Annotated in this window: 12 protein-coding genes, 1 tRNA gene and 1 CRISPR repeat array; of the genes, 2 read left to right on the top strand and 11 right to left on the bottom strand. The window is 63.4% G+C overall.

The annotated features are described in order from the left end of the window. Nucleotides 1-31 precede the first annotated feature (31 nt). The 7 genes from ACN0WF_RS15055 to ACN0WF_RS15025 all read right to left on the bottom strand — a co-directional run bounded on the left by ACN0WF_RS15055 (nucleotide 32) and on the right by ACN0WF_RS15025 (nucleotide 20740). Nucleotides 32-7165: a hypothetical protein gene (locus ACN0WF_RS15055; protein ID WP_417773590.1), complete on the bottom strand. Its 7134-nt coding sequence runs from the start codon at nucleotides 7163-7165 to the stop codon at nucleotides 32-34. A gap of 518 nt (nucleotides 7166-7683) precedes the next feature. Then, nucleotides 7684-8508, bottom strand: a complete 825-nt coding sequence (locus ACN0WF_RS15050; protein WP_417773589.1) for a potassium channel family protein — start codon at nucleotides 8506-8508, stop codon at nucleotides 7684-7686. 63 nt (nucleotides 8509-8571) lie between these two features. After that, complete coding sequence (locus ACN0WF_RS15045; protein ID WP_417773588.1) at nucleotides 8572-14538, bottom strand: DUF3320 domain-containing protein; 5967 nt, start codon at nucleotides 14536-14538, stop codon at nucleotides 8572-8574. A 195-nt stretch (nucleotides 14539-14733) separates the two neighbouring features. After that, nucleotides 14734-15297: a CRISPR direct-repeat array (repeat unit 36 nt; unit sequence GTTGCGCTTGGCCTGCGATTTCTGAACAGCTATCCT). 72 nt (nucleotides 15298-15369) lie between these two features. After that, nucleotides 15370-15744 carry a CRISPR-associated endonuclease Cas2 gene (gene cas2 / locus ACN0WF_RS15040; protein WP_417773587.1) on the bottom strand — a complete coding sequence of 125 codons (375 nt, stop codon included), beginning with the start codon at nucleotides 15742-15744 and terminating at the stop codon, nucleotides 15370-15372. Then, the gene (cas1, locus tag ACN0WF_RS15035; protein WP_417773586.1) at nucleotides 15741-16694 is read right to left on the bottom strand and encodes a type II CRISPR-associated endonuclease Cas1; all 954 of its coding nucleotides are present in this window, start codon (nucleotides 16692-16694) and stop codon (nucleotides 15741-15743) included. The genes cas2 and cas1 overlap by 4 nt, the downstream gene beginning before the upstream one ends. Nucleotides 16695-16724: 30 nt before the next feature. Further along, nucleotides 16725-20054: a type II CRISPR RNA-guided endonuclease Cas9 gene (cas9, locus tag ACN0WF_RS15030; protein ID WP_417773585.1), complete on the bottom strand. Its 3330-nt coding sequence runs from the start codon at nucleotides 20052-20054 to the stop codon at nucleotides 16725-16727. 611 nt (nucleotides 20055-20665) lie between these two features. Continuing rightward, nucleotides 20666-20740: transfer RNA gene (locus ACN0WF_RS15025), tRNA-Thr, on the bottom strand. Nucleotides 20741-21135: 395 nt separating this feature from the next. Between ACN0WF_RS15025 and ACN0WF_RS15020 the strand changes: the two genes are divergently transcribed. After that, nucleotides 21136-21729: a hypothetical protein gene (locus ACN0WF_RS15020; protein WP_417773584.1), complete on the top strand. Its 594-nt coding sequence runs from the start codon at nucleotides 21136-21138 to the stop codon at nucleotides 21727-21729. A gap of 9 nt (nucleotides 21730-21738) precedes the next feature. Here the strand turns inward: ACN0WF_RS15020 and ACN0WF_RS15015 are convergent. Next, nucleotides 21739-22451 (bottom strand): IS5 family transposase gene (locus tag ACN0WF_RS15015; RefSeq protein ID WP_417773696.1). Its coding sequence is split into 2 segments (ribosomal slippage): nucleotides 21739-22161 and nucleotides 22164-22451, totalling 711 coding nucleotides; the frame shifts between segments, so codons are not numbered across the junction. Between the two features lie 272 nt (nucleotides 22452-22723). Here ACN0WF_RS15015 and ACN0WF_RS15010 point away from each other — a divergent pair. After that, nucleotides 22724-22918, top strand: a complete 195-nt coding sequence (locus tag ACN0WF_RS15010) for a hypothetical protein (protein ID WP_417773583.1) — start codon at nucleotides 22724-22726, stop codon at nucleotides 22916-22918. Between the two features lie 145 nt (nucleotides 22919-23063). On the opposite strand, the gene ACN0WF_RS15005 is transcribed toward ACN0WF_RS15010, so the two are convergent. The 3 genes from ACN0WF_RS15005 to ACN0WF_RS14995 are packed head-to-tail and all read right to left on the bottom strand — an operon-like array spanning nucleotide 23064 to nucleotide 26009. Further along, nucleotides 23064-23567, bottom strand: a complete 504-nt coding sequence (locus tag ACN0WF_RS15005) for a response regulator (RefSeq protein WP_417773582.1) — start codon at nucleotides 23565-23567, stop codon at nucleotides 23064-23066. Between the two features lie 49 nt (nucleotides 23568-23616). Next, nucleotides 23617-23808 carry a cbb3-type cytochrome oxidase assembly protein CcoS gene (gene ccoS, locus ACN0WF_RS15000; protein ID WP_417773581.1) on the bottom strand — a complete coding sequence of 64 codons (192 nt, stop codon included), beginning with the start codon at nucleotides 23806-23808 and terminating at the stop codon, nucleotides 23617-23619. Further along, complete coding sequence (locus tag ACN0WF_RS14995) at nucleotides 23808-26009, bottom strand: heavy metal translocating P-type ATPase (protein WP_417773580.1); 2202 nt, start codon at nucleotides 26007-26009, stop codon at nucleotides 23808-23810. Before ACN0WF_RS14995 ends, ccoS begins: the two co-directional genes overlap by 1 nt. Nucleotides 26010-26020 lie beyond the last annotated feature (11 nt).

The raw sequence follows: 26020 nt of genomic DNA, 5'->3' as shown, positions 1-26020 counted from the left end.
TGTCCAGGTGTGCCAGATCCGGGCACGGGCCTCAGAACTTGAAGCTGGCCCGTGCGTAGCCACCCACCCCGTAGGACGAGGATGTGAAGCTGGTCTGCCCGAGCAGCGACAGGTTCAGCCGTTCGTTGACGTCGACCGAGAGCCCGGCGGCAAGGTCCGCCACGAAGCGGTCATTGCCGACGGTGAGATCCAGGTTGCCGAGCGCCGCGCCATCGGCAAGCCGTGTGCGCACATTCACGTCCGGATTGGTCAGCTCAGCCGTCAGGCCGGCGCGCAGATAGGCCACCGCCGAGGACGAGCCCCACTGGAACGCCTTTCCGACCTCAAGCGACGGCCGCGTGTGCACGGCGGTATGGCGGATCGCGTTGGTGTGCCAGTTAAGGCCGCCTGCCCCCTGTTCGGTAAAGGCATCCTGCCAGACATGCGACACGCCGAGGCCGACCTTGGGCTTGGCGTAGAAGCCATGAGCCTCGAACACCGCCTCGATGCGCGCCTCGGCCGAGACGAAGCCGCCCTTGACGTCGGCCGTAGCCGTGGCCAGTCCGCCGCCGCCATTGTAGACGCGCGCGTGGTCGAGATCATAGAAGCCGCCGGCGAAGCTGGTGGCGAAGGTCAGGTTGCCGACTTCCTGCTTCAGCGCGAAGCCGCCGCTCACGCGGGTGCCGTCCTGCTTGAAGTTGGCGCCGCTGAGATAGACCTTCTCGAGCTGGCCGCCGATCTCCAGGAACAGGCCGTCGGCGATCTCCTTCTGGATCGCACCGGCGAAACCGTGCGTGGATTCATCCGTCTTCGGGCGCGACGAGGTGCCGTCCTGATGCGAGATGCTGCCCAGCGCCTCGAACCAGGCGCAATCGCGCTGGCGGTAGAAGCCCATTGGATCGGCAGGATCAAGCACCGGGCAGCTCTGCAGCAGCGTGTGCACAGCCTGGGTGGTCGACAGCGCCTTGGTCACACCCGTCGCGGCCTCGTCGAGGAGATGCTCCTCGTAAACCGACGACAGTTCGGCCGAACTGCTTGCGTTGAGGATGCGCGCGCCCAGCGCATCCAGGATCTCCTGCTGTTCGGTCGAGAGGCTCCCCACCTGCTGGCTCACGCCGGCGAAGAACTGCCCGAAGGTGCGCGCGTTCTGGGTCAGCGTGGCACCGGTGGCATCGCCGGAATAGTCGACCGAATAGCCGAGAGTCAGGTGGTCGCCGTCGGACTTGGTCGCCTTCGACCAGGTGTAGGCAACCGCGCCACCCGACTGCACGCCGAGCTTGGAGGTGTCGAAGCTGGACCCGCTCCCGGCCGTCAGCGTCGCCACATCGAAGGAGCCGCTCGCGCCGTTGGCGAGCGTGTTGCCGAAATTGAAGGCAAGCTGTCCGTCGAGCGCGCCGCCCTTGGCAAAGTCCAGGGTGAAGGCGCCCGCCTGGGTCTCGTCCTTGGAGACGTCGAACAGCAGCGTGCCGGTCGAGGTCTGGGTGAAGCTGCCGCCGGAATGCACCGTCATGCGGCGGGTGTCATTGTTCCAGCCCGATTTCAGCGTGCCCGAGTTGACGAAGGTCGAGTACTCGCTTGTGCCCAGTTGCGAGTTGCCGAGATTGATCACGCCGCCGGCCAAGTTGGTGACCGCATTGCGCATGGTGCTGGAGGAGCCGAAATCCATCCGGCCATAGAATGTTCCGTCATTTTCGAACTGCAGAGAGTGCTTGCCATCGGTCTGCAGCGCCACGTTGGTCGAGGAGAGCGTGCCGTGGTTGGTCAGCTTGTTCGAGATCTTGAGTGAGTGGTCGGAATTGTAGATCGAATGACCGCCAACAAAACCGATTGCCGAATAGGCGCCCTCGTCGGTAACCCCGACGTAGCCACCGGATTCGATGGTGATGTTGGCGACCCCCATCTCGTCTTCGTCGCTTGCCGCGTCCGCGGTGTGAACGAGGATCGCGCGCGAGTTCTTGCCCTTGGCCGTGATGGTGCCGCTCACGTTGATCTCGGCACCACCGGATCCATAGTCGGCAACACCGCCTGCGACCGACTGCACGAAGACGCCGTGCGCGCCCTCGCCGCTGACGTCGATCGTGCCATCGACGGTGACCTTGGCCAGGCCGCCCTTGCCGTCCGCGCCGTTGCTGCCGACAACGTCGGTCGACTTGTCGTCGCCGAGCCCGTACCAGCTGGCCGCACCGCCGCCGCCGCCGACCGACTGCACCCAGACCGCATGGGCGTTCTCGCCGGTCGTGGTGATGGAACTGCCCTTGTGGAGCGTCACGGTCACATCGCCGCCATCGCCGCCCTTGCCAGCGCCGGCGCCGGTGCCGCCGAAGATGTTGTAGCCCAGGACCTCGACGATCGAATCCATATTCTCAATGATCGAGCCCTCGACATCGCCGGCCGTGCCGCCGCCGCCGCCGACCGACTGGGCATAGATGCCCATCGCGCCGTCACCGCTGGTGGTGATCTGGCCGTAATTGTCGACAGTGACCTTGCCGCCATGGCTGCCGGCATCGGCCGAGCCCGAGAGCGCGATCGAGGTGATGCCGCCCATCGAGCCATCGCCACCGGCGCCGCCGCCGCCGCCCACCGAATGGGCGTAGATGGCGGTCGCGGAATCGCCGTCGGTGATGATCGTTCCGCTGTTGGAGACGATCACGTCGCCGCCCTTGCCGGCGCCGCCGCCCTCGCCGCCCATATCGAACTTCCAGGACTCCAGGAAGATCTCTTTCCATTCTTTTTTGTAGATGTTCTTGATCGTCTCGTAGCTCTCGAGAACCTGATTGATCTTCTCGTAGTCCTCGTAGATCTCCGCGAGCCAGCCCTCGAGACCGGGCGAGCCGTTGCCGCCCGAGCCGCCGCCGCCGCCCACCGACTGGGCGAAGATGCCGTAGCTGGCCAGACCCGCCGTGCGGATCGTGCCGGTGTTGCCGACATTGACCGTGTTGCCGTCGCCGCCCGCCCCGCCGGAGCCGCCGATGGTGATCTCGAGCGAGAACTTCTTGGCTTCCTCGATGTTCTTCGGCGTGTAGGTGTAGCCGACCGCATAGGAGCCGGCGTCGCCGCCAGCGCCGCCGCCGCCGCCCACCGACTGCGCGGAGATGCCGACCGAGGTGAAGAACTTGGTCGGGTCGAACTTCTTGTCGTCGTCATCGTCGCCGGACCCGGACGCGCCCGAGGCAGAACTCGGCGTCGACGCGCAGGAGGAGAGCTTGACGACCGAGCAGATGTCGGCGGTGATGGTGCCGCTGTTGGTGACCGTCACCGTCCCGGCATCCATGCCGGTGCCGCCATGGCCACCGACCTCGCTCTTGACCGAAAGCGACTTGCTGTCTCCGCCGGAGTTGTTGGCAACCGTACCGAAGGCCGCGACACCGCCGCCGCCGACACCGCCGTTGCCGCCGACGGACAAGGCGCGAATACCTGCCGCCGAGGACGCGCCAACGGCGATGACGCCCGTGTTGGTGACGCTGACGTTGTTGCCGACGGCGCCGGACCCACCATCACCGCCCATGCTCAGCGACGCATTGAAGCTGCCCGCGCTCGAATAGTCGGCGGAGATCGCGTAGCTGTCGCCGCCCTTGCCGCCATTGCCGCCGATCGACAGCGCCAGGATCGCGTCGGAGAAGACCTTCTGCGTGACGATCGTGCCGTCATTCTGGATGGTGACCGTGTTGGCCTTGCCGCCGTCGCCACCCGAGCCGCCGATGGACCCGCTGATGGTGGCCGAATACTCGCCGCCCGAGCCGGCAATGGAGTAGTTGGAGCCGCCGACGCCGCCGCTGCCGCCAAGCGACAGGCCGAGAATGCCCGTGGCGGCCTTCTCCGCCGTCACGATCACCGCGCCCTTCTTGTTGTTGATCTGGATCGCCCCGGCCACGCCGCCCGTGCCGCCGTCGCCGCCGATGGTGATATTGCCGCCGACCGCGACCTCTCCGGCCGTGATGGTTCCATTGACCGTGGTGCCCGCCGCGCCGCCATGACCGCCGATGGAGGCGGCGAGAATGCCGGCCGAATATTCACCAGCGGTCGAGATCGTGCCCTCGTTGGTCACGGTGACCTTCGATGCGTTCCCGCCATCGCCTCCGCCACCGCCGACGGCGGCAGAAATGTTGCCCATGGAGACGTTGCCGGCGATGGTCGTGCCGCCCGCGCCGCCGGAGCCGGCGACGCTGAGCGCCAGGACACCCGCCGACCAGCCGCCGGTGCTCTTGAGCGTGCCGGTGTTGGTGACATCGACCGTGCCGGCCGTGCCGCTTTTGCCGCCCGCCCCACCCTGGGTGTAATTGGCCTCGACGAGCGAGATGTTGCCGTTGACGACCAAGCCGCCATGGCCACCGGAATTGCCGACGCTGAGCGCCTCGATCACGGACGAGAAGTCCCCCTCCGTCGACACGTTGACCGCCGTCGTGACCGTCACCGCGCCGGCCTTGCCCGCTGCGCCGCCGTTCTGGCCGTAGCTCGCCACGCCGATATTGGTGTCGACGCCGCCGGTGATCGTGTTGCCGGTCTTGCCGCCGCCGCCCGACAGGCTCATCGCCAGCACGCCGGCCGAATGGTGACCCTTGGTGACGATGTCGCCGATCGGGCTGCCGTCGGCCGAGCTGGCCACATGCGCCAGCGTCACGTTGACCGCTCCGCTGTTGCCGCCCCCGCCTGCGCTGGCGCCCGTGCTGGAGCTGAAGTTCGGCAAGTCCATGCCGACCGTGCCATCGACGATGTTGCCGACCTTGCCGCCGCCGCCGCCGATCGAGGCGGCTAGGATGCCGTCGGAATGATCCCCCTCGGTGGTGATGTCGGCGTTGGAGGTGAGTGTCACCGTGCCGCCATCGCCGCCCGTGTCCTCGCCCGAACCGAGCGACGAGCCCAGGTTCGAGCTCGAGCCGAACTTGGTGCCGACGGTGAAGTCATAGCTCGAGCCGACCGAGCCGCCACCGCCGCCGACGGAGGCCGCAAGCACGCCGGACGCCGAAGCCCCGCTGGTGTGGATGCTGCCGGCGACGGTCGTGTTGGTGATGTTCCCACCATGGTTCAGGTTGCCGCTCGAACCGCCGACGCTGACAGACTGGACGTTGTTCAGCTCCGCGCCCAGGCTGATGGTGACGATGTTGCCGCCCTTGCCGCCGCCGCCGCCAATCGAGAGCAGGGACAAGCCGTTCGAATGATCCCCCGTGGTGGAGAGGTCGTCGAACTCCGTACCGGTGTAGGAGATATCGCCACCGGAACCGCCCGAGCCGCCACTGCTTCCGACATGGGACGAGAAGTTCCCGAACAGCTCGAACGTGCCGGCGCCATCACCGCCGCCGCCACCGATGGACTTCAGCGACACCGCATCCGAATGGCGGCCGGAGGTGCTCGACTTGACGCCGAAACCCGCCCCCGTCAGCGTCACGGCGCCACCGTCGCCGGCTCCGCCGCCATCGGCGCCAATCGCCATGGGACCGGAGGAGGACGAGGCCTGTCCGCCGCCGCCGCCGATGCTGGCAAGAGAGAAACCGTCGGAGTGATCGCCCTTGGTCGTCACCATGCCGTTGTCGACGGTGATCGAAACATCACCGGCGTCGCCGCCGAGGCCACCCGAAGTGCCACCGACCGCCACCACGCCGGCCGCCGACCCCGACGCCCCGCCGCCACCGCCGATGCTCTGGATCTGGACGCCGTAGGCATGATCGCCGTCGGTGTTAATCGTGGTATTCTTGAGCGAGCCGCCAGCCTTGCCGCCGACACCGCCGGCACCGCCGGACGCCGCCATGGCCACCACGCCGCCGGTCTTGCCCGCGACACCGCCGCCGCCGCCCACGCTCTGCACCAGCACGCCGGTGCCGTAGTCGCCATGCATGGTGATGGTCGTGGACGTCAGATTGACCGTCGCGCTCGCCCCCGCGCCACCGCTGCCGCCCTTGGCGCCATAGGTGGCGACGCCACCTGTGGCCTTGCCGCTGTCACCGCCCATGCCGCCGACACTCTGCACCAGAATGCCGTAGGACTGATCGTCCGAACTCGCCGAGCTGCCCGTGGACGCATTTTCGATCGAGGAATTCGTCATCGTGAGCGACGCATCGCCCGCTGCACCTGGCTCGCCCGGCTTGCCGGAATGACTGGTGATGCCGCCCGAGCCGTCGCCGCTGTCGCCGGCGAAGCCGCCGGCGCTCTTCACATAGACGCCGTAGGTCTCGCCAACCTTGGTGTTCTTGACCGTTGTGCTGAGGGTCACGTTCACCGTGCCGCCATTGCCGGCATCGCCGCCTGCGCCCGGATAGGTGTGCCCGTCCTCGGCCGCGCCGCCGGTTCCGCCATCGCCGCCGACGCTGGCGATGAAAACGCCATAGGTGCCGCTGGTGGTGATCGAGTTGTTCTCGGAGTCGGCCGCTACGGTCACCGTACCGCCATTGCCGCCATTGCCCGCGACGCCGCCGTGGGCGTTGTCCTGATCGCCCCAGGTGTCCAGCTCGGCCTCGCCGCCGTCTCCGCCCATGCCGCCGTGCGACAGCACGATCATGCCGATGCCGGCACCGTCATAGGTGAAATAATGATCGTCCGTGAGCGTGACGGACACCGTGCCGGCATCGCCGCCACGGCCGCCCTCGCCGCCCTGCGCGTCCTTCAGACCGCCCTTGGCACGCGCCTTGCCACCGTCGCCGCCGGTTCCGCCAAACGACCCGGCCTTGATAGCGAAGGAGTCGCTATCGCCCCCGGAGACCTCCAGGGCACCGATCTTGCCGCCGCCGCCGGCCGACTTCAGCATCAGCGTCACGGCGCCGCCCTTGCCGCCGTCGCCGGCGTTGCCACCGGTCGTGTGCTTGTCGAAATGCTCGACATATTCGCCGTCATTGCCGGTCGAGCCGTGGCTCAGCGTCTCGATGCCGGAAACCGCTTTAATCGAATAGCCGTTGTCGAGGCTGATGGTCGCCTGAAGCGCGTGACCGTCGGGGCCGTCCTTGCCCCACCAGTCCTTCTTGTTTTCCGGCGTGACCGCCGGAATATCGAGCCAGATCAGCGGATCGGTGGTCCCCGATGGCGCGAGGTAGTCGACCGTCAGTCCGCTGACAGTCAAGTTCTCGACTCCGCCGTCGGTGTGCTTGATGGGACCGGTGTTGAGATCGCCGGTGCAGGTCTCGACCTCGTTTGAGCTGTGGCAGTGGGCTTCGGCCGGCGTCAGCGCCGTTGCCGAGAGCAGTGCGACCGCAAGCGGCAAGCCAATGCCCGAGGCGGCCCTTCCGGCGGAGAGGGAGCGCGGGAGGCGAGCAAAAAACGGCATGACTGAACCCCTGATCTGAACATCTCGAGCCGGCAGTGCAGACACGCGCGCCCGCCCCGCGGCCTCGCTCCGCAGCCAGCCGGATGGCCGGCGGCCGTGGCGAGGCGCCTCGGAAGAACGACCCGATGTGATGCCCAACTACCCCAGGTCCGCGCGTCGCTGAACGCAACCTCACGCACCCCATATCATCACTAAATGATCAGATGATTCGCGCAATGAAATATATCTTTCAGTTGCTCGTGATGCTGAAAGATATATTATAAAAATAAACATAGTATATGAAATATTAACAATCAGACGTAGCGTAAAACCTTATTGAACCACAACAAGTCCGGACATTGCCGGCTATGAACACAGCGCTCCAGCGTCGATTTCCTGGAGTGCCCTCAGGGGCTGCGGTGCCCGCGCAGGTGCTTGCCGATGTCTCGCCAAAATCCGCTGCTCCAACGACAGCTTCACGACAGCCGCTCGCGCTCCTCCCGCCCCTCGTCGGAGACCGCCGACTGCCGCCGCCGCGCCTGAATGGCGTCCGAGAATGCGGCTGCGAGAATACCTGTCGGCATGGCGATCAGACCGATGCCGGTGATCGCGGTAATGCCCGCAAGGACCTGCCCAAGAGCGGTTTGCGGCGCGACGTCGCCATATCCGACAGTCGTCAGCGTCGCGATCGACCACCACATCGCCCGCGGAATACTCCCGAACGCTTCCGGCTGGCCAGCGGCCTCGACCATATACAGCAGCGTCGACGACACCAGCAGCAAGAGGCCGGCGATGCCGGCGCTGACCAGCAGCTCGTAGCGCCGCGAGCGGAGCGCGTTGAGGATGGCGTCGAAGGCCCGCGAGAACCGGCCGAGCCGCGCCAGCCGAAGTATTCGCAATAACCGAAACAGGCGCAGCAGGAACGGCTCTCCGCCAAGCACGCCGAACAGAAGCGGGGAGAGAGCAAGGAGGTCGACAAGCGCCGCCGGTGTCAGTGCGTAGGATAGACGCCCCCAGAAGCCGCGATACCGCGCGTGTTCTCCCGCAATCCAGATCCTCGCACAGTACTCGACAAAGAAGAGCGTGGTAAAAGCGATCTCGACGCCCAGAAAGAGCCTTTCGTGCCCGACGCGAACCTTCGGCTCGCTCTCCAGAACAGCTGCCGCGGCGGCCAGCACGATCGCGCCTGCAATGATCCTGTTGACGGGCGAAAGCCCCTTTGCATGCCAGCAGGAGGGCTCGAGCATACGGTAGACGCGCGTGCGCGCTCTTTCGACCGAAGCGTCACCTGTTTCCATCATCGCCCGCACCCCATCTGCTACGCCAGCCGTCTCAGCGCAACCGCCCCCGCACTTCCTGTGCGTTCAAAGATGCGCCCGAGCTCTTTCAAGTGCTGCGCCCAGCCGAGCGCGCGAAATGGCGGCAAGACGCTCCACACCGAGCAAACGCGCCAGGCCACGGGCCGGATCCGGATCGTCAAGCACAGTCGGATTTTCGAGCACGACGGCAGCCAACTCCGCAAGCGGGATATCTGCAATCGACCGTCGCGCCTCGTCATTGACAGGCGGCCGGTAGGCCAGGACCTCCGACACAGATGCCTTCTTCCAGACAAACTCACCACTCGATTCCGACGTCGTATCGAAGCCCCTCAAATGGCCGTCGATCCTTTCGCGAATGCGCCCTCCGGTCCGGAGCCAGCCATGAACGCGCGCAATCCGCTGCGCCAGGACGTCCGTGCGCAGAGGGCCTTCGGTCTCGACGACCGCATCGATCATGCGGCCAAGCGTTCCCGCGTACTCAGTTTCGAAAAATTCAGCAGGATCAGCATTGAAGCCGGAAAGGTCGGTGACGCGGTAGTGTCCTTCGGCGCGGGCTTCCAGCCCGGTGACGGCAGGTGCCTCCGTCAAGACTGGCGGCATCGAGCTTGCGATGGTCTCGATATTCGAAATGATCGGTTCGGCATCATCCGTATTTTCTGGGGACACGCTTTCTTCGGGGTGCCTGTCGACCTCGCCGCCAATGACAGAGCCCCCCTCCATCCCGGCGCCGGTCTCCTGTTCAATTGCAGCCACCTCGCTTTCAGCTGCCTGACGCGCGCGGCTCTCTTCCAGGAGTGTCTCAAGGTCGGCGTGGAGCCGGTTCGCACAGCCGGTGGTATCGAACCACCAGTCCGTCGACCAGACCCGAAGGATGTTCCAGCCGAGACCGGTCAGAACCTGCTCGCGCACCTTGTCGCGGTCCCGTGCCGTCGCCGATCCGTGGTAGGTGGCGCCGTCGCATTCGACGCCAGCAAGATAGGCGCCGGGCAAGTCAGGATGGCGAACGCCCAGATCGATCCGGAAGCCCGAAATTCCGACTTGAGGCACAACCAGCCAGCCGCGTCTTTCCAGTTGCTCCGCAACCGCCTCCTCAAACAGGGATTCGAAGCCGCCGACAGACCCGCTGTCCTGCGCCGGCAGTGCGACCGCGCCGCGCTCGGCATAGTCGAGGAAGGTCTTGAAATGCTGCACCGCAAGCGCCTTGGTTCGCGACGGATCGATCTGATCGGCCGTGAAGCCTGAGAAGACGATCAGTTCTTGCCTCGCGCGTGTAACGGCAACATTCAGGCGCCGCTCGCCGCCATCGCGGTTGAGCGCTCCGAAATCCATCGTCAACTTGCCTGCGGCGTCCTTCCAGAAGGTGACGGAGAAGAGGATCACATCCCGCTCATCGCCCTGCACGTTCTCAAGGTTCTTCACGATCGTGGGCTCAACCCGCTCCTCGGCGAAGAACCACTCCAGTTGCGGCTCCTGCCGGCGGGCGGCGTCAAGAAGATCCATGATCAGGGACTGCTGCTGGGAATTGAACGTGATTGCGCCTAGCGTCGGGCGGTCCTGCTCGGGCAGGCGCAGCCAGCCCCTCATGCGGGCGACCGCCTCCTCAACGACCGCCTCCGCCTCAATCCTGTTGGTGCGACTCTTGCCCCGGTCGTAGACGCCGGCCGGAACCTTGCGCAGGCGAACTGCACGGTCTTCAACCGTCGGCGAAGGAAACGTCACCAGACGGTTCTGGTAATAGTGATGGTTCGAAAAGGCGATCAGGGACTCGCTGCGGCTGCGATAGTGCCATCTGAGATCTCGGACCGGAATGCCCGCCGCCTTTGCCTCGTCCAGAATGCTCTCCAGGTCCTTCTCGTGATCGGCGAGATCCTCCTCCTCCTCGTTCCGGCCGAAGAAGTTCGTCGGCGGCAACTGCTTGGGATCGCCGACGATGATCGTCTGGCGTGCCCGCGCGATGGCGCCCACCGCGTCCCATGTCGTGATCTGGGATGCTTCATCGAAGATCACGACATCGAACAATGCCTGGTTTGGCGGGAGGTACTGGGCAATCGAGAGTGGAGACATCAGCATGCACGGGGCGAGCTTCGAAAAGCTCTCCGGCATCCTGCCGATCATGTCGCGGATAGACTGGCTCGGCCGTTGCAGCTCCATCTGGTGACGCAACAGACCAAGCTCGGAGTTGCGCGGCACGCTCTGCACCGCCGGCAGTCCATGAGCAATCGCGCTGCTGACCCTTTGTGCGGCATGCGCGCGCACCAGATCGTCGATCTCGCGAAACGCCTCGATCGCATGCTCGTGCTGGAACCGGCGAAAATCCCGCAAGACCGGATCGCTGTCGAGCACCTTGGGGAGCCACCAGCGGGCGTATCCCGCCCGGAACGCGGCCCGCGCCTCATCGGGAGGCACCGCGCCGCTTTCGACCTGCTCTACGAGAGCGCCCAGATTGTAGGTGATTGCCTGTCGCCGGACACGACACCACACAGACCAGTCCCGCAAAAGATGACGGGCATCCAGCAAAGCTACGAGTTGCTCTTTCAAAGCGCCGAGGTCGCCCCCGGTGGGCGCGAGATCATCCTGCCGGCCGGTCGCTTCCGCAAACTGTTGCCGCGCCGCCTGAAGATTTCCCAGGGCGTTGAGGAAGTCTTCTCCTGCCCATCGAACGGCATCATCGCCAGACGCTCCGGTCAGACAGGGAACAACAGCCCGCAGCAGCAAACGCGTTTCTTCCGGCTCCCAATGCGGAACGTGCAAGGCGCTTCGAACAGCCCCGGCCAGTTCGAGTGTCTCCTTGATCGCCTTGATGTCCGTCGTCAGCCCGTCGAAGGGCAATGGCTTGTCGGCAAGCAAGCTCTCGTCGACAGCGGCAAGATGGCCCTGCATGCGACGCAGGGCGGGAAGCTCTTGTGCCGGATCGGCACTGCCTGCCTCGGCATAGCCCTGCAGCAGCTTCTGGATCTTTCGCTTGCCGAGCATGGAAGTCGGCCAGAATGATGCATTCGCCTCCCGCCAGCGCTGATCCAGCATGTTTGTGTCCATGTCGCGGACCGCCGGGAGGCCATAGGATGCCGAGAGATCGCGCTCCGCGTGGCGATAGGCTTCGATCTCGCGCTCCAGGCCAACCAATGCCGTGCCGCATTGGGCAAACTCGCGATCAAAGGCGATGGTAATGTCGCGGCCCCGGCTCTTCTGAAGCGCACGCGCGAGATTGCTCAACACCTCGATCTCGCCGGGTTTTGCTTCCCCTCCTGTCTTCAGTCCAAGGCTCGACCGGTAGCTCTCGAGCGCGGAGGTCGTGAGAGCGATGGCAGCCTGCAATGCGTGCGTTGCCGCGAGCAGGTTCTCCTGCCACCCCTCACTCCAAGTATCGACATCCACCAGATCGAGTATCGGCCGCCGCTCAACGGACGAAAAGACATGACCGAGCTCGGCAGCGAGTTGCTCGAGCCTGAGCAAGGCGTCCGCGTCATGGGCATCGCGATCCTGCCAGGAAAGATCCGGAGCCGGCCTCTCCGCCGCCTTGAGGGCGGTTCCAAGAGCCAGATAGGGCGTCCATCCGTTCGGGTAGCGCCTGTGCAGGGCCTCGACATAAGCATTGAGCTCGTCGCGCCGCATCCCAAGGCGTTCGGTGATCTCGACCCATTCTCCCAGATCGGCTTTTCGGTCGTGTTCCCAGGCAACCTTGAGTTGCCCGAGAAACTGGCGACGGTCGGTCTTGTTCGAATGAAGCTCGATGCAGTGCGGCCCCAGGCCATGTTCCCGCAGGCGGCGATATACGACATCGAGGGCCGCCGTCTTTTCCGCGACGAACAGGACTGTCTTTCCTGCCGCCAGACAGTTCGCAACCATGTTGGCGATGGTCTGGCTCTTGCCCGTTCCAGGCGGGCCCACCACCACGAAGTCGCGCCCATCGGCTGCCGCGAGGCTTGCGGCAATCTGCGACGAGTCCGCCGGAAGAAGACAGATGATGTCGGAGGCGGCGTAGGTGCGGTCGAGTTCATGTTCGTCCGGGAACGGGGCGCTCCCTTCCCCAGCGTTGAAAGGCTGTTGCGGCGTGTCGATCAGATGGCGGACGACCCTGTTGTGACGAAGCGCGTCGGTGCGCTCAACCAGATCCTTCCACATGAGATATTTGGCAAAGGAAAAGGTCGACAGCGCCGTTTCGTCGATGACCTCCATACCCGGAACATCGCGAACGGCCTGCCGCATCGTCGAAAGAATGCGCGGAACGTCCACACCGCTGTCATCGAGCGGCAGCGCACCGTCGAACTGGGGAAGCTTGAGATCGAAGTCCCGCTCAAGGAATTGCAGAAGCGTTGCATTGAAACGCGGTTCGTCCTCGTGAAAGCGGATCGCAAAGCGGGAGCTGGCGCTACGGCGCTCCAGCTTGACCGGGACCAGCAGCAGAGGCGCCCGATAGGTCCGCGCGTCCTCCGGCTTCTTCTTCCAGCGCAGGAAGCCCACGGCGAGGAACAGGGTGTTGGCGCCACCTTCCGCGAAATCATTGCGAACCTGCCGGTACAGATCGATCAAGCGTGCATCGAGCTGACGTGCGTCGAGAAGCGAGGGCAACTCGTCCCTTGACAGGGCTTCAGCTGCGAAACCGCGCTGGATATCCTTGCCATGCACGTCGCGGTAAAGCGCGGCGTCGCGCTCGCCGAGCGGGTTCTGCTCGGGCAAAGACGTTATCCGGATCGCGGCACCGGCGGCGAGCCTGTCTTCCAGATAGGCCACATCGGTGCAAAGGAAGGGGATCGTCTTCTTGGAATCGGGAAAGTTCAGCAACCGGTTGCGAAGGGTCAGGTCGAGAAGTTTCTTCTGCCAGCGATTAATGCGGTCGGCGGCTGTGGTCGGTTTCTGCTCAACGGTCTCCACCGGAAGTTCGCTGAAGGCCGGCGCCGCCGGAAGCGGCAATTCGACAACCGGTGCTGTCTCTTCGTCGAGAACGCTGCGCCGCATCGGCTCGTGAGAGGCAAGCGGCGTGATGCCGCCGCTGCGCGAGCGCCTGACATCGATGGCCGCCACGAAGGCATGCGTCTCATCCTCGCCAAGACGGCGATCCACCGCACGTTGGGCGGCCTGAAAAGTCATGGCAGGACGATGCGTGACACCAGTTGTCTCGAAGACGATCAGCTCCCGGCAAGCCAGCGCCTTGCGGACCTCCATGGGGTCCGTCTCGATTGCGTTCGAAAAGCTCCGTTTGGTCAACCACACTCCAGCGGCTGCATGACCGTCAAACATCAGGATGATCGGATAGAGCCCCGCAGCTTCCAGCGCGGCGGCGAAGAGAAGCGAGGTATCTAGGCATGTTGCCAATCGCTCCTCGGCGATCGTCCCCGGACGTCGGACCTTCTGGCCGCGGCTCTCGAAGCTCGCCGGCGGCTCCGCATAGTGCAAGGCCATCCCCGCAATGGCGGAGTAGATTGCAGCCGCGAGCATGAAGGCCCGCTGCGGGCTCTGCGACTGATAGCCGTCGAGCCCGCTCGGATGGCCATGAGCGGCAAGCCGCTCCGCCGCGGCGCGCAGGATCGGTGCAACCCCCGGGTCGTTCGGCATGACAAAAGCCGGAAGCAACTGCGCCATGTCGTTGACGCCGCCCCATTCATCGCGGGCCAGAAGCCTGACGGCGATGCGCTGTTCGTCGAAGACCTCGTCCGCCGAAGACAGGCGGAGCGTGATCTCACCGCGTTCCGCCTCGTTGAGGCCGGCGAGATAGCTGGCGTCGAGATCGATCTTCCGGTCGCTCAACGGCAATCTGTCACCGGGGATCAGCCGGTCGAGGGTCCAGGACCTGGGCCGAAGAAATGAAGGAGAAGACGTGAGTTCGACCCGGACATTGTCAATATGCCTATCGGTATCATTGTTGACCGAGATAGACCGCACAACCGGAATGGCATTCTGATAGGATGCGTATGTAAAACTTGCGGCAATATCCGATTGAATTTTAGGGATACTTTTCAGCTCCCCCAAACACGTTTTCTCCTCCTCGAAATCCCTCAAATCATCATCGCACATCTGCTGTATACCTTCAGAAAAATAGGTATCTTACCCGCATCAGGACATTTCAATTCTTGCAACCGAGGTCAAAGAACAATTTTGAGCATGATTGCCTGAGACTGTCCACCCAGACGCGTATAGAACCTGATTGCACGCGGCCGACGATTTCTGAAAATCAACCCTAACGGTTGCGCTGATTTCTCCAGCGCAATCATCGCGCTTGGCCTGCGATTTCTGAACAGCTATCCTGGTGCCCGAGAACCACGCGGCGCTCGTCGGGTTGCGCTTGGCCTGCGATTTCTGAACAGCTATCCTTGGCGCGGCAACAAGCCGACGCCAGACGAGGTTGCGCTTGGCCTGCGATTTCTGAACAGCTATCCTACGGTGGAGCTGCGGCATCCGGCGTTCCTGGTTGCGCTTGGCCTGCGATTTCTGAACAGCTATCCTAGCCGGTCGAGGCGTGCACGCAGATCCTCAGTTGCGCTTGGCCTGCGATTTCTGAACAGCTATCCTTGGAGACGAAATCACCGCCCCACTTCACGCGTTGCGCTTGGCCTGCGATTTCTGAACAGCTATCCTGACTGTCCATTTCATCGCCGCCGGTCCTGTGTTGCGCTTGGCCTGCGATTTCTGAACAGCTATCCTCCATGCGGCGATGTCGACGATGCCGTCATCGTTGCGCTTGGCCTGCGATTTCTGAACAGCTATCCTGCTTCGCGGTATCACCAGCCTGCCGGCTGGGTTGCGCTTGGCCTGCGATTTCTGAACAGCTATCCTCGATCCGGCGACAAATCCTTGATAAAACAAGGAAAAACGCCTCCGGATCGCAGGATTTTCATGGACTCCCCCTCAAAAAAGCGCGATCTGCTCAGGGTTTTTCTGGCGCTTCCTTCGTGACTGATCGCTAAATCGGATGATGTTCTCATATTGTCGGTCGGTGAACTGAAATATGAAGACATCCCCTCTTCCCGGCAGGTTCGCGCCAATGCGCCGCGCATGGGTTTCGAAATGCTCCTGTCCGTTGACGAGCCGGAGATAGTTCGAAAACTGGCTGCGCTCGAACCCCTGATCGAGCAGGAACTCTCGAAACCGGGTCGCTTCGGCACGATGCTTCTTCGTGTCGACCGGCAGATCGAAGGTCACAAGCATCCACATGAGCCGATAAGCGGACAAATGGGTCGGTCCCGTCCGCTCCCCTCTTCTTTGTGTGTGCAGTGTCGTCATGCCGGCGCCCCCGGACAGGTGCCCATTCCGGCAAGCACAAGAGGCTCGGGTGGCATCGGCAAGTCGACGTCCTCCACACCGGACGCGAAGGATGCCGCAAGATCCCGCGCGAGCCGCGCCGCGTGCAGATGAAGCGGCGTGGTTCCATGCCGGCCTTGAAGATCCAGCGAAGTCAGCGCAACCAGCACCCGCTTGGCCTCGGAGGTCACCTCGTCAACTCCACGCCCCAACAACGTCAAGACCGCGCGGTCAACAAAAGGTCGATAGGGCTCCATCAGGTCGTCCGCGAGCGCAAAGGCGTTGCCGCGATTGGAATGATGGAGGCCGAGACCGGGATGAAGACCCGCACCGCAAATGGCCCGCGCAACCGTCGCCCGCAGGACGGTGTAGCCGTAGTTCAGCAGCGCGTTCGCGCCACCACCATCGGCGTCACGCCGAAACTCCGCCCCCATCAGTGCCTTCCAGTACCGCCGAGCGGCCTGTGCCTCGACATTCTCCGGGTCCCCGGACTTCACCTTGCGGGCCAGGGTCTCGAAGGCACCGGCCTCTCCGCCAGCAGACGCCAGAACCGCACCCTGCATACGTATCTTGGCGGCCACAACGTCCCGCCAGAGGCGCTTGACCAGCGGGCGTCCGGCCTGCGCCTGGGCGATCAATCGCGCGCCTTGCAGATAGCTGCCCTCCATCGGCCAGACACAGGCGACCGGCGCATGGTTTTGCGCGCAAAGCACGACTGGGACCGCCCTGTCGGCGAGACGCGAGAACACCGTATTGGACCAGGTCAGACCATGGGCATGAGCAATCACACTCAGGATATCGTCCAGCGCGACACGTCCGACCTCTGCCTTCTCTCTCGAAACCACGAGAAAGCCCCGATGAACGGCGACGTGAAGACCGTCAGTCGCAAGATCAACCACACGCTGGATGTGCAAATAATACACCAACAACATCCGGCTGGGCAGCGCTTTCTTGCCCCCTGGTCAGTCGCGATCCTTCAGCCACCAGGGCCCCGGGTCGAACACCCGTCCGATCTCGTCGACGCGAACCTGACGCGGCCGCACCTTCTTCAGCGGATTGGGCATTGGACGGAACGGCGCGTAGATCTTTTGCTTCTCGAGCCGGTCGAGGTTTCCTGCCTGGAAGTGCGGATCCAAATAGAGCTGTTTGTTGCGCTGGTCGAACTTGCGCACCTTGGCGATGACCCGCTCGCCAGTCTTCGGATCTTCATAGGCGATCATGTCGCCCTTCATCAGACTCATGATCTTGCGGGCATTGTGATGCTCGCGCCGCATTTTCGGAACATACCCCGGCTGATGCGCCTCGAAGAGCGAGACAACCTCCGCATCCCAGGAGCCATCCGGAAGTTCCCAGAGCTCATAGCGAAGGTTCTCGCCGGGAAGGTAGCCCTTCTTGAAGCGCCCATCCCCGTGGGTGATCCAGACCGGGGACTTCGTCTCGACGATGCGCACATGTCGGATGCCCCTGAACTTTGAATCCGTTTCCGCGAATTTCTGTACGCTCTCCTGAAACGCCTTGCCGGAGAGCCCTCGTGTCGCCTCCTTGAGACGCTCGCGCAATTCCGAGTGTCCATGCTCGTTGCCCCGGATCGCCTCCAGGTCGGACGGCTTCTCCAGGCTCGAGATCGGCACGCGGCGCACGACACGTTCCCTGCCACTGGCATCCCGCTCCCCGGTCGGCCCGTAGGCCGTGTCCAGATGCAGCTTGCCAGCGGTCTGACCGCAGCCCACGTCATAGCCCTTGCGCGACACGGTGCCGTGATCCGGCTTGTGGCTGACGACAACCGCGCACAAACGCTCCCGCAACTCGTTGCGGAACTCCGGCCAGGGCTGGTCTATCCTCGCCACCACACGCTCGGCGCCCTCCTCCTCAAGCTTGCCGGAGGCCGTCTGGATCCGCTTGATCAACGCCCGCGAGGTTGCCGCGATCACCGCCGCATCGACGGTATGGTGCCGGTGATCAAGGCGGTTCTTCTTCTTGAGCACATCGGCGCTGTTGTGGTCGCACAGCAGGTCGTTCAGGCCCCACTTGCGCCGCAGCATCTCCGTCATGCGGCCGGGCAGCGCCCGGATCCGGCTGTGACGCCGGATGACACCATCAAGATCCGCTTCCTCCGCATCGTACAGAGCCGCGAGATAGGTCAGGGCGAGACGCGAGACATACTGCATGTCGGTGAGCTGGCGCGTCATGAAGCCTTCCTCGCCGCCGAAGCGCTCCATGGCATCCTCCGCGAAACGCCAGCGTTTGGCCTTCGGGAGCACCACCGCGCGGGCGAGGATCTCTTCGTAGCCTGCGCGCCACGGCACCACACCCGCTGGCGGACGGTTGCCCTTGATGCGGTTGCAGGGCCGGCAGCACAGCAGCTTGTTCGACTGGCTATCGTCGAGGGTCAGCGAATAGGGAAGGATATGATCGATGTCCGTCTCGCTATTGAACAGCATGGATGGCGTGATCGCCGAGCCGCAATAGACGCAGACCCGGTTGAGCGGCTGATCTGCGTTGAGCTCTTCCCACAACCTCAGCCGAAGGCGGTTGTAGCCGGTGTCCGGCTGCCGAAACTCCTCGTTCAGCAACACGGATAGGCGTTCCGCCTCCCGCGTTGTCTGAGCATGCTTGCGGTTCACCTCGTCGCGTTTGGCGTCATTCAGCTTGAGATCGCGCCCGAGCTCGACCGCGATCCTGTCCGGCCGGCCGTGGCGCGCAATAACCCGGTTGATCACGCGGCGAAGCTGGTTGAGGGCGATATGCACCGTGGGGTTCGTGATGCGGCCCATCACCTCGTCCCACTCAGGCGCATTCGGCTCGGCCTTGCCACCCGCCCCCGGTGGAATATGGCGCTCCAGCACCTCCTGGTATTTGGGCAAGGACTCGAGGGCCTTGCGGTCCGGATCGGTTTCGGAGTTCGTCTTGCCATAAACATTGACCGAGGCGGCGGCCTCGCTCAAAACAAACCCCTTGTCATCGAGGCCATGCGTCAATTCATCAACCAGCGCCGAAAGAGCGCTTAAGCCGAGGCGCCCGAACCCTTGTGGCAGATGCAGAGCCGCGACCTCGTTGGCAGCGTCGCATGACAAGCCGCAATCCTTGCGCAGCCAATCGACCAGAACGTCTCTGTCCGGCTCACTCCTCAGCTTCTCGATGATCTCGGCCTGACGATCAAGCGGCAACCCGGACCAGGCGGGACCGAAGCACGAGGGCTGCGAAAGCGCGAACTGGACCACGTCGCCGAGCAGATCCTTGCGGCTTTCGCTTTCCTTGTTGAAACGCACCTCAGCACCAAGCTTCAACGTCCTGCGGAGCTTCGAGAACGGAACCTTGCCCTGCTTGTTGAGAGCCGTGCGCAACTGCAGCAGCAGCGCGTTGCGTTGCGCCGGCACGAGCTTGTGACGCGTTTGGTCCTCAAGCAGAATCTCGAGCTCATTGACCTCCTTCAGGAGCCGGAAGGCCTGAAACAGCGGGTGCGCCTTGGGCAAGCGCGCCTCAAGCGGATTATAGCTGCACTTGCCGGGTGCGACCGGACGAAGCCGCCGCTGGTGGAAGATCGTCTGACGCAACGCTGCAATGGCGGGCGGATCGAGGGTCTCTGCATGGAACGGCATCTGCGCCGACATGATGCGGTCGAACTCGCGCTCCAACGCATCGCGCGAGGGATAGAAGGGGTAGGAACCGCCGTCGCTGGACAGGCGCGCGCGAACGGAAAGACCAACCTGTCGCCTTTTGGCAAGCCACTCGCCATATGTGCGCGCGCCCTCCGCCGCAATGGCCTGCTCAAGGCGGGTGACGCCCGCAGCGATCTTGCCCTGCTCCTCGTCGTTGGAATCAACCCGCCGGTTCGACTTGAAGCCACGCCGCTGGTTGAGATGGAACAGCACCCGCCCCAATTCATGGGGGGCGAGCGCATGATCGAGCGCTTTTGCCCGCAGCTCAAACACCGATCCGCTGATGTCTCCACCAGTTTGGTCGTCGGTACCCTGGACCAGGGCCGTGCGTTCCGCGCCCCCTGATGGCATCAAGCCAAGATCCGTGAGGAGCGCAAGCAACCGCGCGCGGCGCTTCAGATAGCGATCACGCCGACGCCGCGCGCCGCGCGCCATCCGCCGCGCCACCGCCAGCGACTCCTTCGAGCGCGCCTCCCGGCCCGCCATCTCTGTCTGCGAAAAGATCCGAACGCCCAGATCGACAATGCGCCCCTCGGGGCTCTCCCCCGGCTCGCCTCCGGTTTCCAGCAGGCACCAGCCGAGCGAGTTGGTTCCAAGATCGAGGCCGAGGGTGCGCAAAAGAGGACGTGTCATTGATCATTTCCGCGACAATTGACGACTATGAAATTACCTGCTTAGATTGCAATGTTCAGAAATCGCAGTCCAGTCGTTAACAAGCTGAGACATGCACCAGATAAGGCCAGCGCTTCGGCGCTGGCTTTTGCTGCCGTGCTTTGCGATTTAAAGGCGAATTTTCTCGCCCGAATACTTTTCTCACCCAAATACCAAGCGAACATGATCGTCAAAGACGTGCCCTGCGCACTGCTGCATGCGTCTGGTGGATGACACGCATAATCGCACAAAGTGCGTCGCGAGGATGGTATTCGCTCTTCCGGCATCGGATCGTCGGGAAGGTGTCTGCACACGACGGGAATGGCCTCCCCAGCGCCAGCGCTTTGCGAACCTGGAGCGCGCTCCCGATCAATCTCGAATTGCGGAGAACAAGCGCGCCCAGGTCTTCTCCCGGGCCTTGAGGACTCGGCATCGGCCCGCCACGTGGCATACGTGAGCCATAATGCGCGCCTCGCCCCCTCAAATCGCGACGCGCCCTCGGCGACGTTCGCCGACTTTGCACGGGCTCTTGCAGACGCAAGGTCATTCGGCAAGAGGAGATGCAACAAGATATTGGGGGGAGATGAGGAAAATGGTGCTGCCGCGGGGATTTGAACCCCGGACCTCTCCCTTACCAAGGGAGTGCTCTACCCCTGAGCTACGGCAGCGATGAGCGCGGGTGTAAGGCGTAAAACCCAGGCAGTCAAGCCGGTTTGGGGAACTCCTTGTGGGAAAATTTCACCCGTTCTCGATGCCTGCAACCAACAGAACTTCGTATGAACGTTCAGGGAACACGCCGGATATCCCGTACAAAACTCGAACAGTTTTGTTCGGACAATGTTCCTCCGACCATTGTCCGTCGTCGGAACATTTGGCAGCTTTCGCGATGTAGATTGCTCCCCGTCAGCGCTCATGGCCGCATGGTTTAAAACAAATGGCCTCCGGCAATCCCGGGGCGGTTCAAAAGCCACTACGAGACGTTACAAACAAGCTATAAATCATGATAAACTTGCCAATTATGATACGGGCTCACTTCAAGTAAAACACGACGGATATTACAGAAATGCAATCATCTTATAAAATAAGAATAACCGTACTAATAACAATCTTCTCCATTTTTGCAGTTACAAACACCAAAAAAGCCGATTCGGCGTCCCCACCCCGGCTTTGGCAACGTCCTATATCACATGTATATGTATGCTCTGACAATGAGAGAGTATCTGCGAAGAGCTTAGACGCATTCTACACTGAAGCTGCAAATATATCAGCGCAATTTCATGATGAATGGAGTGAGCCTAATGATAATAAAACGAATTATGGCAATTTTGTTATCGTATTCATCTCGTCACAAGAAATTAGTTCTGACTTGGTAGACTGCCTGAAAAGAATTCCTCTATTTCAAATGCAATGGCTCGAAGGCATGAATAAACAAGCCGGTGAAATCGGGACCGTTCCAGCGTATTTAGCCAATCTGCCCCTTGGGGATTATTATGAACCGCTGACTGCTTCTTGGACGTACAGTTATAGCGACAGCGCCGTTCTCTCCTCGTATATTTATCAAGATATAGAGCATTTTTCTTACGAAGACGCCGTGCGCGGAGCTTTGCAATTCCAAGGCTCGTCTGAAGTCGACATCAAAAATAGTGAGGACGACTAGGCTTCAGACTCATAACCAGTAACAGACGGTTGCCGCGAGGCAGAGTGCTGAGAGGAAGTTCCTGGCGCTGCGGTCATAGCGCGTTGCGATTCTGCGAAACGCCGTGAGCCTGCAGAACATCTGCTCGATGACGAGCCTGCCCTTGTAAAGGTATGGCGAGAAACAATTTTTCCATTTCCGTGATTTGTGAGGCGGGATGTTGGGGAGAGCCCCACGTGCCTCCACGGTCCGGCGGATACGGTCACTGTCGTAACCTTTGTCGCCATGCAGTACGCCGTTTTCCGGAACGAGCGGCAAGAGTGCCTCTGCTCCAGTGAAATCCGAGACATTGGCTCCGGTCAGGTGGAAAGCGATGGGTCTGCCCTTGTTGTCGCTCAGGGCGTGAATTTTGGTTCCCGGACCACCACGAGCTCGGCCCAGGGCATGGGCTTGAGCCCCCCTTTGCCGCCATGGGGCACCTGGTGCGCCCGAACGGCCGTGCTATCGATCATCCCTTCCAGGACAGGGCCGCCGATTTGGGAGAGCGTGTCGAAGATCCCCGTCCAGATACCTTTCTTCGACCAGCGGACAAAGCGGTTGTGTAGGGTTTTCCTCGGCCCGTAGGCATCTGACGCATCGATCCAGCGGCCATCCGACTTCAAGACATGAATGATGCGGCTGATCACCCGTCGGTCATCGACACGGGCCTTGCGGCGCGTGTCGGTTGGCAATAGCCGTTGCAGCTTCGAAAGCTGCTCGTCGGTGAGCCAGAAAACCCATCAGACATCGCCAAACTCCTGTTCAGGAGCGTGACTCAGAATTCAACTGATTTGATAGTCGTTTTACGGGGCTGAAGCCTGGCGGAGCGCGGGCCCCATCTTGGGGGTGATATTAGGCAGCGAGCTTTCGGTGCTGCCAGCCCTGCGTCTCGGCGCGACGGGACTTGCCTTCGGCATGCGAGCCTCGGCATATCAACGTCAGAACCGAAGACGACAGCAAGGCAGGAGACGCGACGGTGGCTGACGGCAAGGATGCGAAGAGCAAGGGCGCGGGGCAAGACGCGGCCAAGGGCATCAGCCCTGCTGCGCGGGCCCGCGAGGAGCGGCTCGCGGCCGCCCTGCGCGCCAACCTGCGCCGAAGGAAGGCAGCAGGCGCGGCCCAGCCTGCGGCCGGCGACAAAGGCGACGACGACGGCACCGCGCAGACATGAGGATGACAACCGCGCGCGCCGCGACATGAGATGATGGCCACAGACGATAGATACGGGGCGCAAACGCTGGAACGATAGGCAGTCAGGCAAGGCGGGCGCGAACCACGAAGCCGGGTTCGTCAGCTGGCAGATGTCAGGACAGGTGTCAGGCGGCCTGACCGCCCTCACCGCCCGCGTCGGCGGCCTGCCAGATCTTCTGACGGTTGCGGATCTCGCGCGGTGCCGGGCCGAAGTAGCTCGGCGTCTTGACGAAATCGCGCGGGTGCATGATCACCGAGCTGACCCGCTGGTAGAGCGCCTTCGCCGAGATCGGCTTCGACAGAAGCTCGTGGACGCCGAGCCGGCGCGCCTCGATGATACGGCTGCGCTCGGTATGGCCCGTGACCATGATGATCGGGATATAGGCAAAGGGATTGTGCGGATTGCGGATCATCCGCACCATGTCCGCCCCGTCGAGGATAGGCATCACCCAGTCGAGAATGAGGATGTCCGGATTGGCGCGCTCCATCGCCTCGAGTCCGGACGCACCATCCTCGGCCTCGACAATGCGACGCGCGCCGAATCCCTGCAGCATGGTGCGCAGGATCGTGCGCATGTACGCGCTGTCCTCGACAAGAAGAAACGTCAGCGATGCCAGATCAAGCGACACATGAACCTCCAGCTTCCGGCACTTATGCACGGAAATTCTGAAGCAAGGGTTAGTCCTCCCGACTTTCCCCGCGCTTTTTGCGCGCATCCGCCGGATCGGGGAGGTCGTCATCGTAAAGAATGCGGTACTTCTCCCCTTCCAGGTCGTCGTATTGTCCGCTTTTCAGCGACCAGAGGAACCCGGCGAGCCCGACCAGCCCGAGAAACAGGGCGATGGGAATGAGGAAAATCAGGACATCCATCAGCCCGTCTCCTGCCCGCCGAGCCGGAGCCGCAGCGCATTCAGTGTCACCACCACCGACGACAGCGACATGGCAACGGCGGCCAGAAGGGGCGTGACGAAGCCGGCGACGGCAAAGGGCACGGCGACGGCGTTGTAGAGCGTGGAGAACCACAGGTTCTGCACCATGGCGCCGCGGGCGCGGCGCGACAGCGACAAGGCGGCGTCGACCGCGCCGAGGCGATCACCAAGGAAGACCGCATCGGCCGCCGCCTGGGCAACATGAACGGCCGTCACCGGCGACAGCGACACATGAGCGGCAGCCAGTGCCGGCGCGTCGTTGAGGCCATCGCCGACCATCAGCACCCGCGCGCCCTCCCCCTTGAGCGCCTCGAGACGGGCGATCTTGTCGGCCGGCTTCTGCCCGGCACGCCAGTCGGCGATGCCAAGCGCGCCGGCGATGGCGGCAACCGGCGCGCTGCGGTCGCCGGACAGGATTTCCATCCGGTAGCCGGCAGCCTTCAGCCGCGCCACGGTCGCGACCGCATCGGGCCGCAGGCACTGGGCCAGCAGGAAAGGCACCGGAGCCTGCTCGCCATCCCGGAAGACGATCAGCGAAGCGCCCGGCACGTCGGCCACGGCAATGGCCGCCTCCTCCTCGCTCAGACCGCAGAAGGCGGCGCTGCCGAGGCGCAACTCGCGCCCCTCGTGGACGACGCGGACGCCGGCGCCAGCCTCCTCGGCGACACCGTCGAGCGGCACCTGCGCCCTGGTCGCACGGGCAAGCGCGGTGGCCAGCGGATGGCGGCTGGACAGGGCAAGCCTGCCGGCAAGAGCGCTCTGCGGTCCTTCGCCGGCAGCACCGCCGACGAGTTCCGGCACGGCGAGCGTCAGCGTGCCGGTCTTGTCGAAGACGATGGTGTCAACCTCGGCGAGCCGCTCGATGGCATCGCCCGAGTGCAACAGGACGCCGGCGCGAAAGAGCAGACCGGAGGTCACCACCTGGACGGCGGGAATGGCGAGCCCGAGCGCGCAGGGACAGGTGATGATCAGCACCGAGATGGCGATGACGAGGGCCTGCTGCCAGTCGTCGCCGGCGACAAGCCAACCAATGAACGTCAGCGCGGCGGCCAGATGTACGAAAGGCGAATAGAGCGCGGCCGCCCGGTCGGCGAGCCGGACATAGGCGGATTTCGCCTGCGCGGCCGTCTCGATCAGCCGTGTCACCTCGTCGAGCAGCGTCGCGCCGGAGGCGACCGTCACCGCGACGGTGAGATTGGCCGAAGCGTTGAGCGTGCCGGCATAGACCGCATCCCCCTCGCCGACCCGCGCAAGCGCCGTCTCTCCGGTGACGAGGCTCTGGTCGATCTCGGAGGCGCCGCGCTCGACGATGCCGTCGAGCGGCACGCGCTCGCCCGCGCGCACGAAGATCCGCTGGCCCGGCTCGACCTTGGACAGCGGCACCTCGCGCAGCGACCCGTCCGGCCGGATGACGACCGCCGTCTCCGCCTTGAGCGCGGCGATGTTCTCCGCGAAGGCCCGCGTGCGCCGGCGCATCATGTGATCGAGGTAGCGGCCGATAAGCAGGAAGAACAGCAACATCACCGCCGATTCAAAATAGGCGTGATGGGCCGAATGCAGCGTCTGCATGATCGACAGAAACAGCGCCAGCGACACGCCGATGACGATCGGCACATCCATGTTAAGCCGGCGCGCAGACAGGGCAGAAATCGCCGAGCGCAGGAACGGCCGGCCGGCGTAGGCGGCGGCCGGCAGCGCGATCAGCGCGGAAAGCCAGTGGAAGAAGTCGCGTGTCTCCGGCTCCATGCCGGAAACGTTGCCCGACCAGACCGAGACCGAGAGCAGCATGACGTTCATCATGGCGAAGCCCGCCACGGCCATCGCGCGCAGCAGTTCCTTGCCCGTTGCGTCGGCATGGGCACGCACGGTCGCCGGATCGAACGGATGCGCACGATAGCCAAGGCGCGACAGCGTCTCGACAATATGCTCGGCCGAGGTCTCTCCGGGCTTCCAGTCGACGGCAAGCCGATGGCTGGTCAGGTTGAGACGCGCCTTTTCCACCCCCGACTGACCGGAGAGGCCGCGTTCGATCTCGACCATACAGGCAGCACAGGTCACGCCTTCGACCGCAAGGTCCATATGCGCGCCGCCCTCCGGCGACAGCGTCACGAAAGCGTCCCAATCGCGCTCATGCGCCGTCATGGCAACTGTCT

The sequence above is a fragment of the Stappia sp. genome (assembly GCF_048268045.1).
Classification (GTDB): Bacteria; Pseudomonadota; Alphaproteobacteria; order Rhizobiales; family Stappiaceae; genus Stappia.
This window is presented reverse-complemented; position numbering and strand designations above follow the sequence as displayed.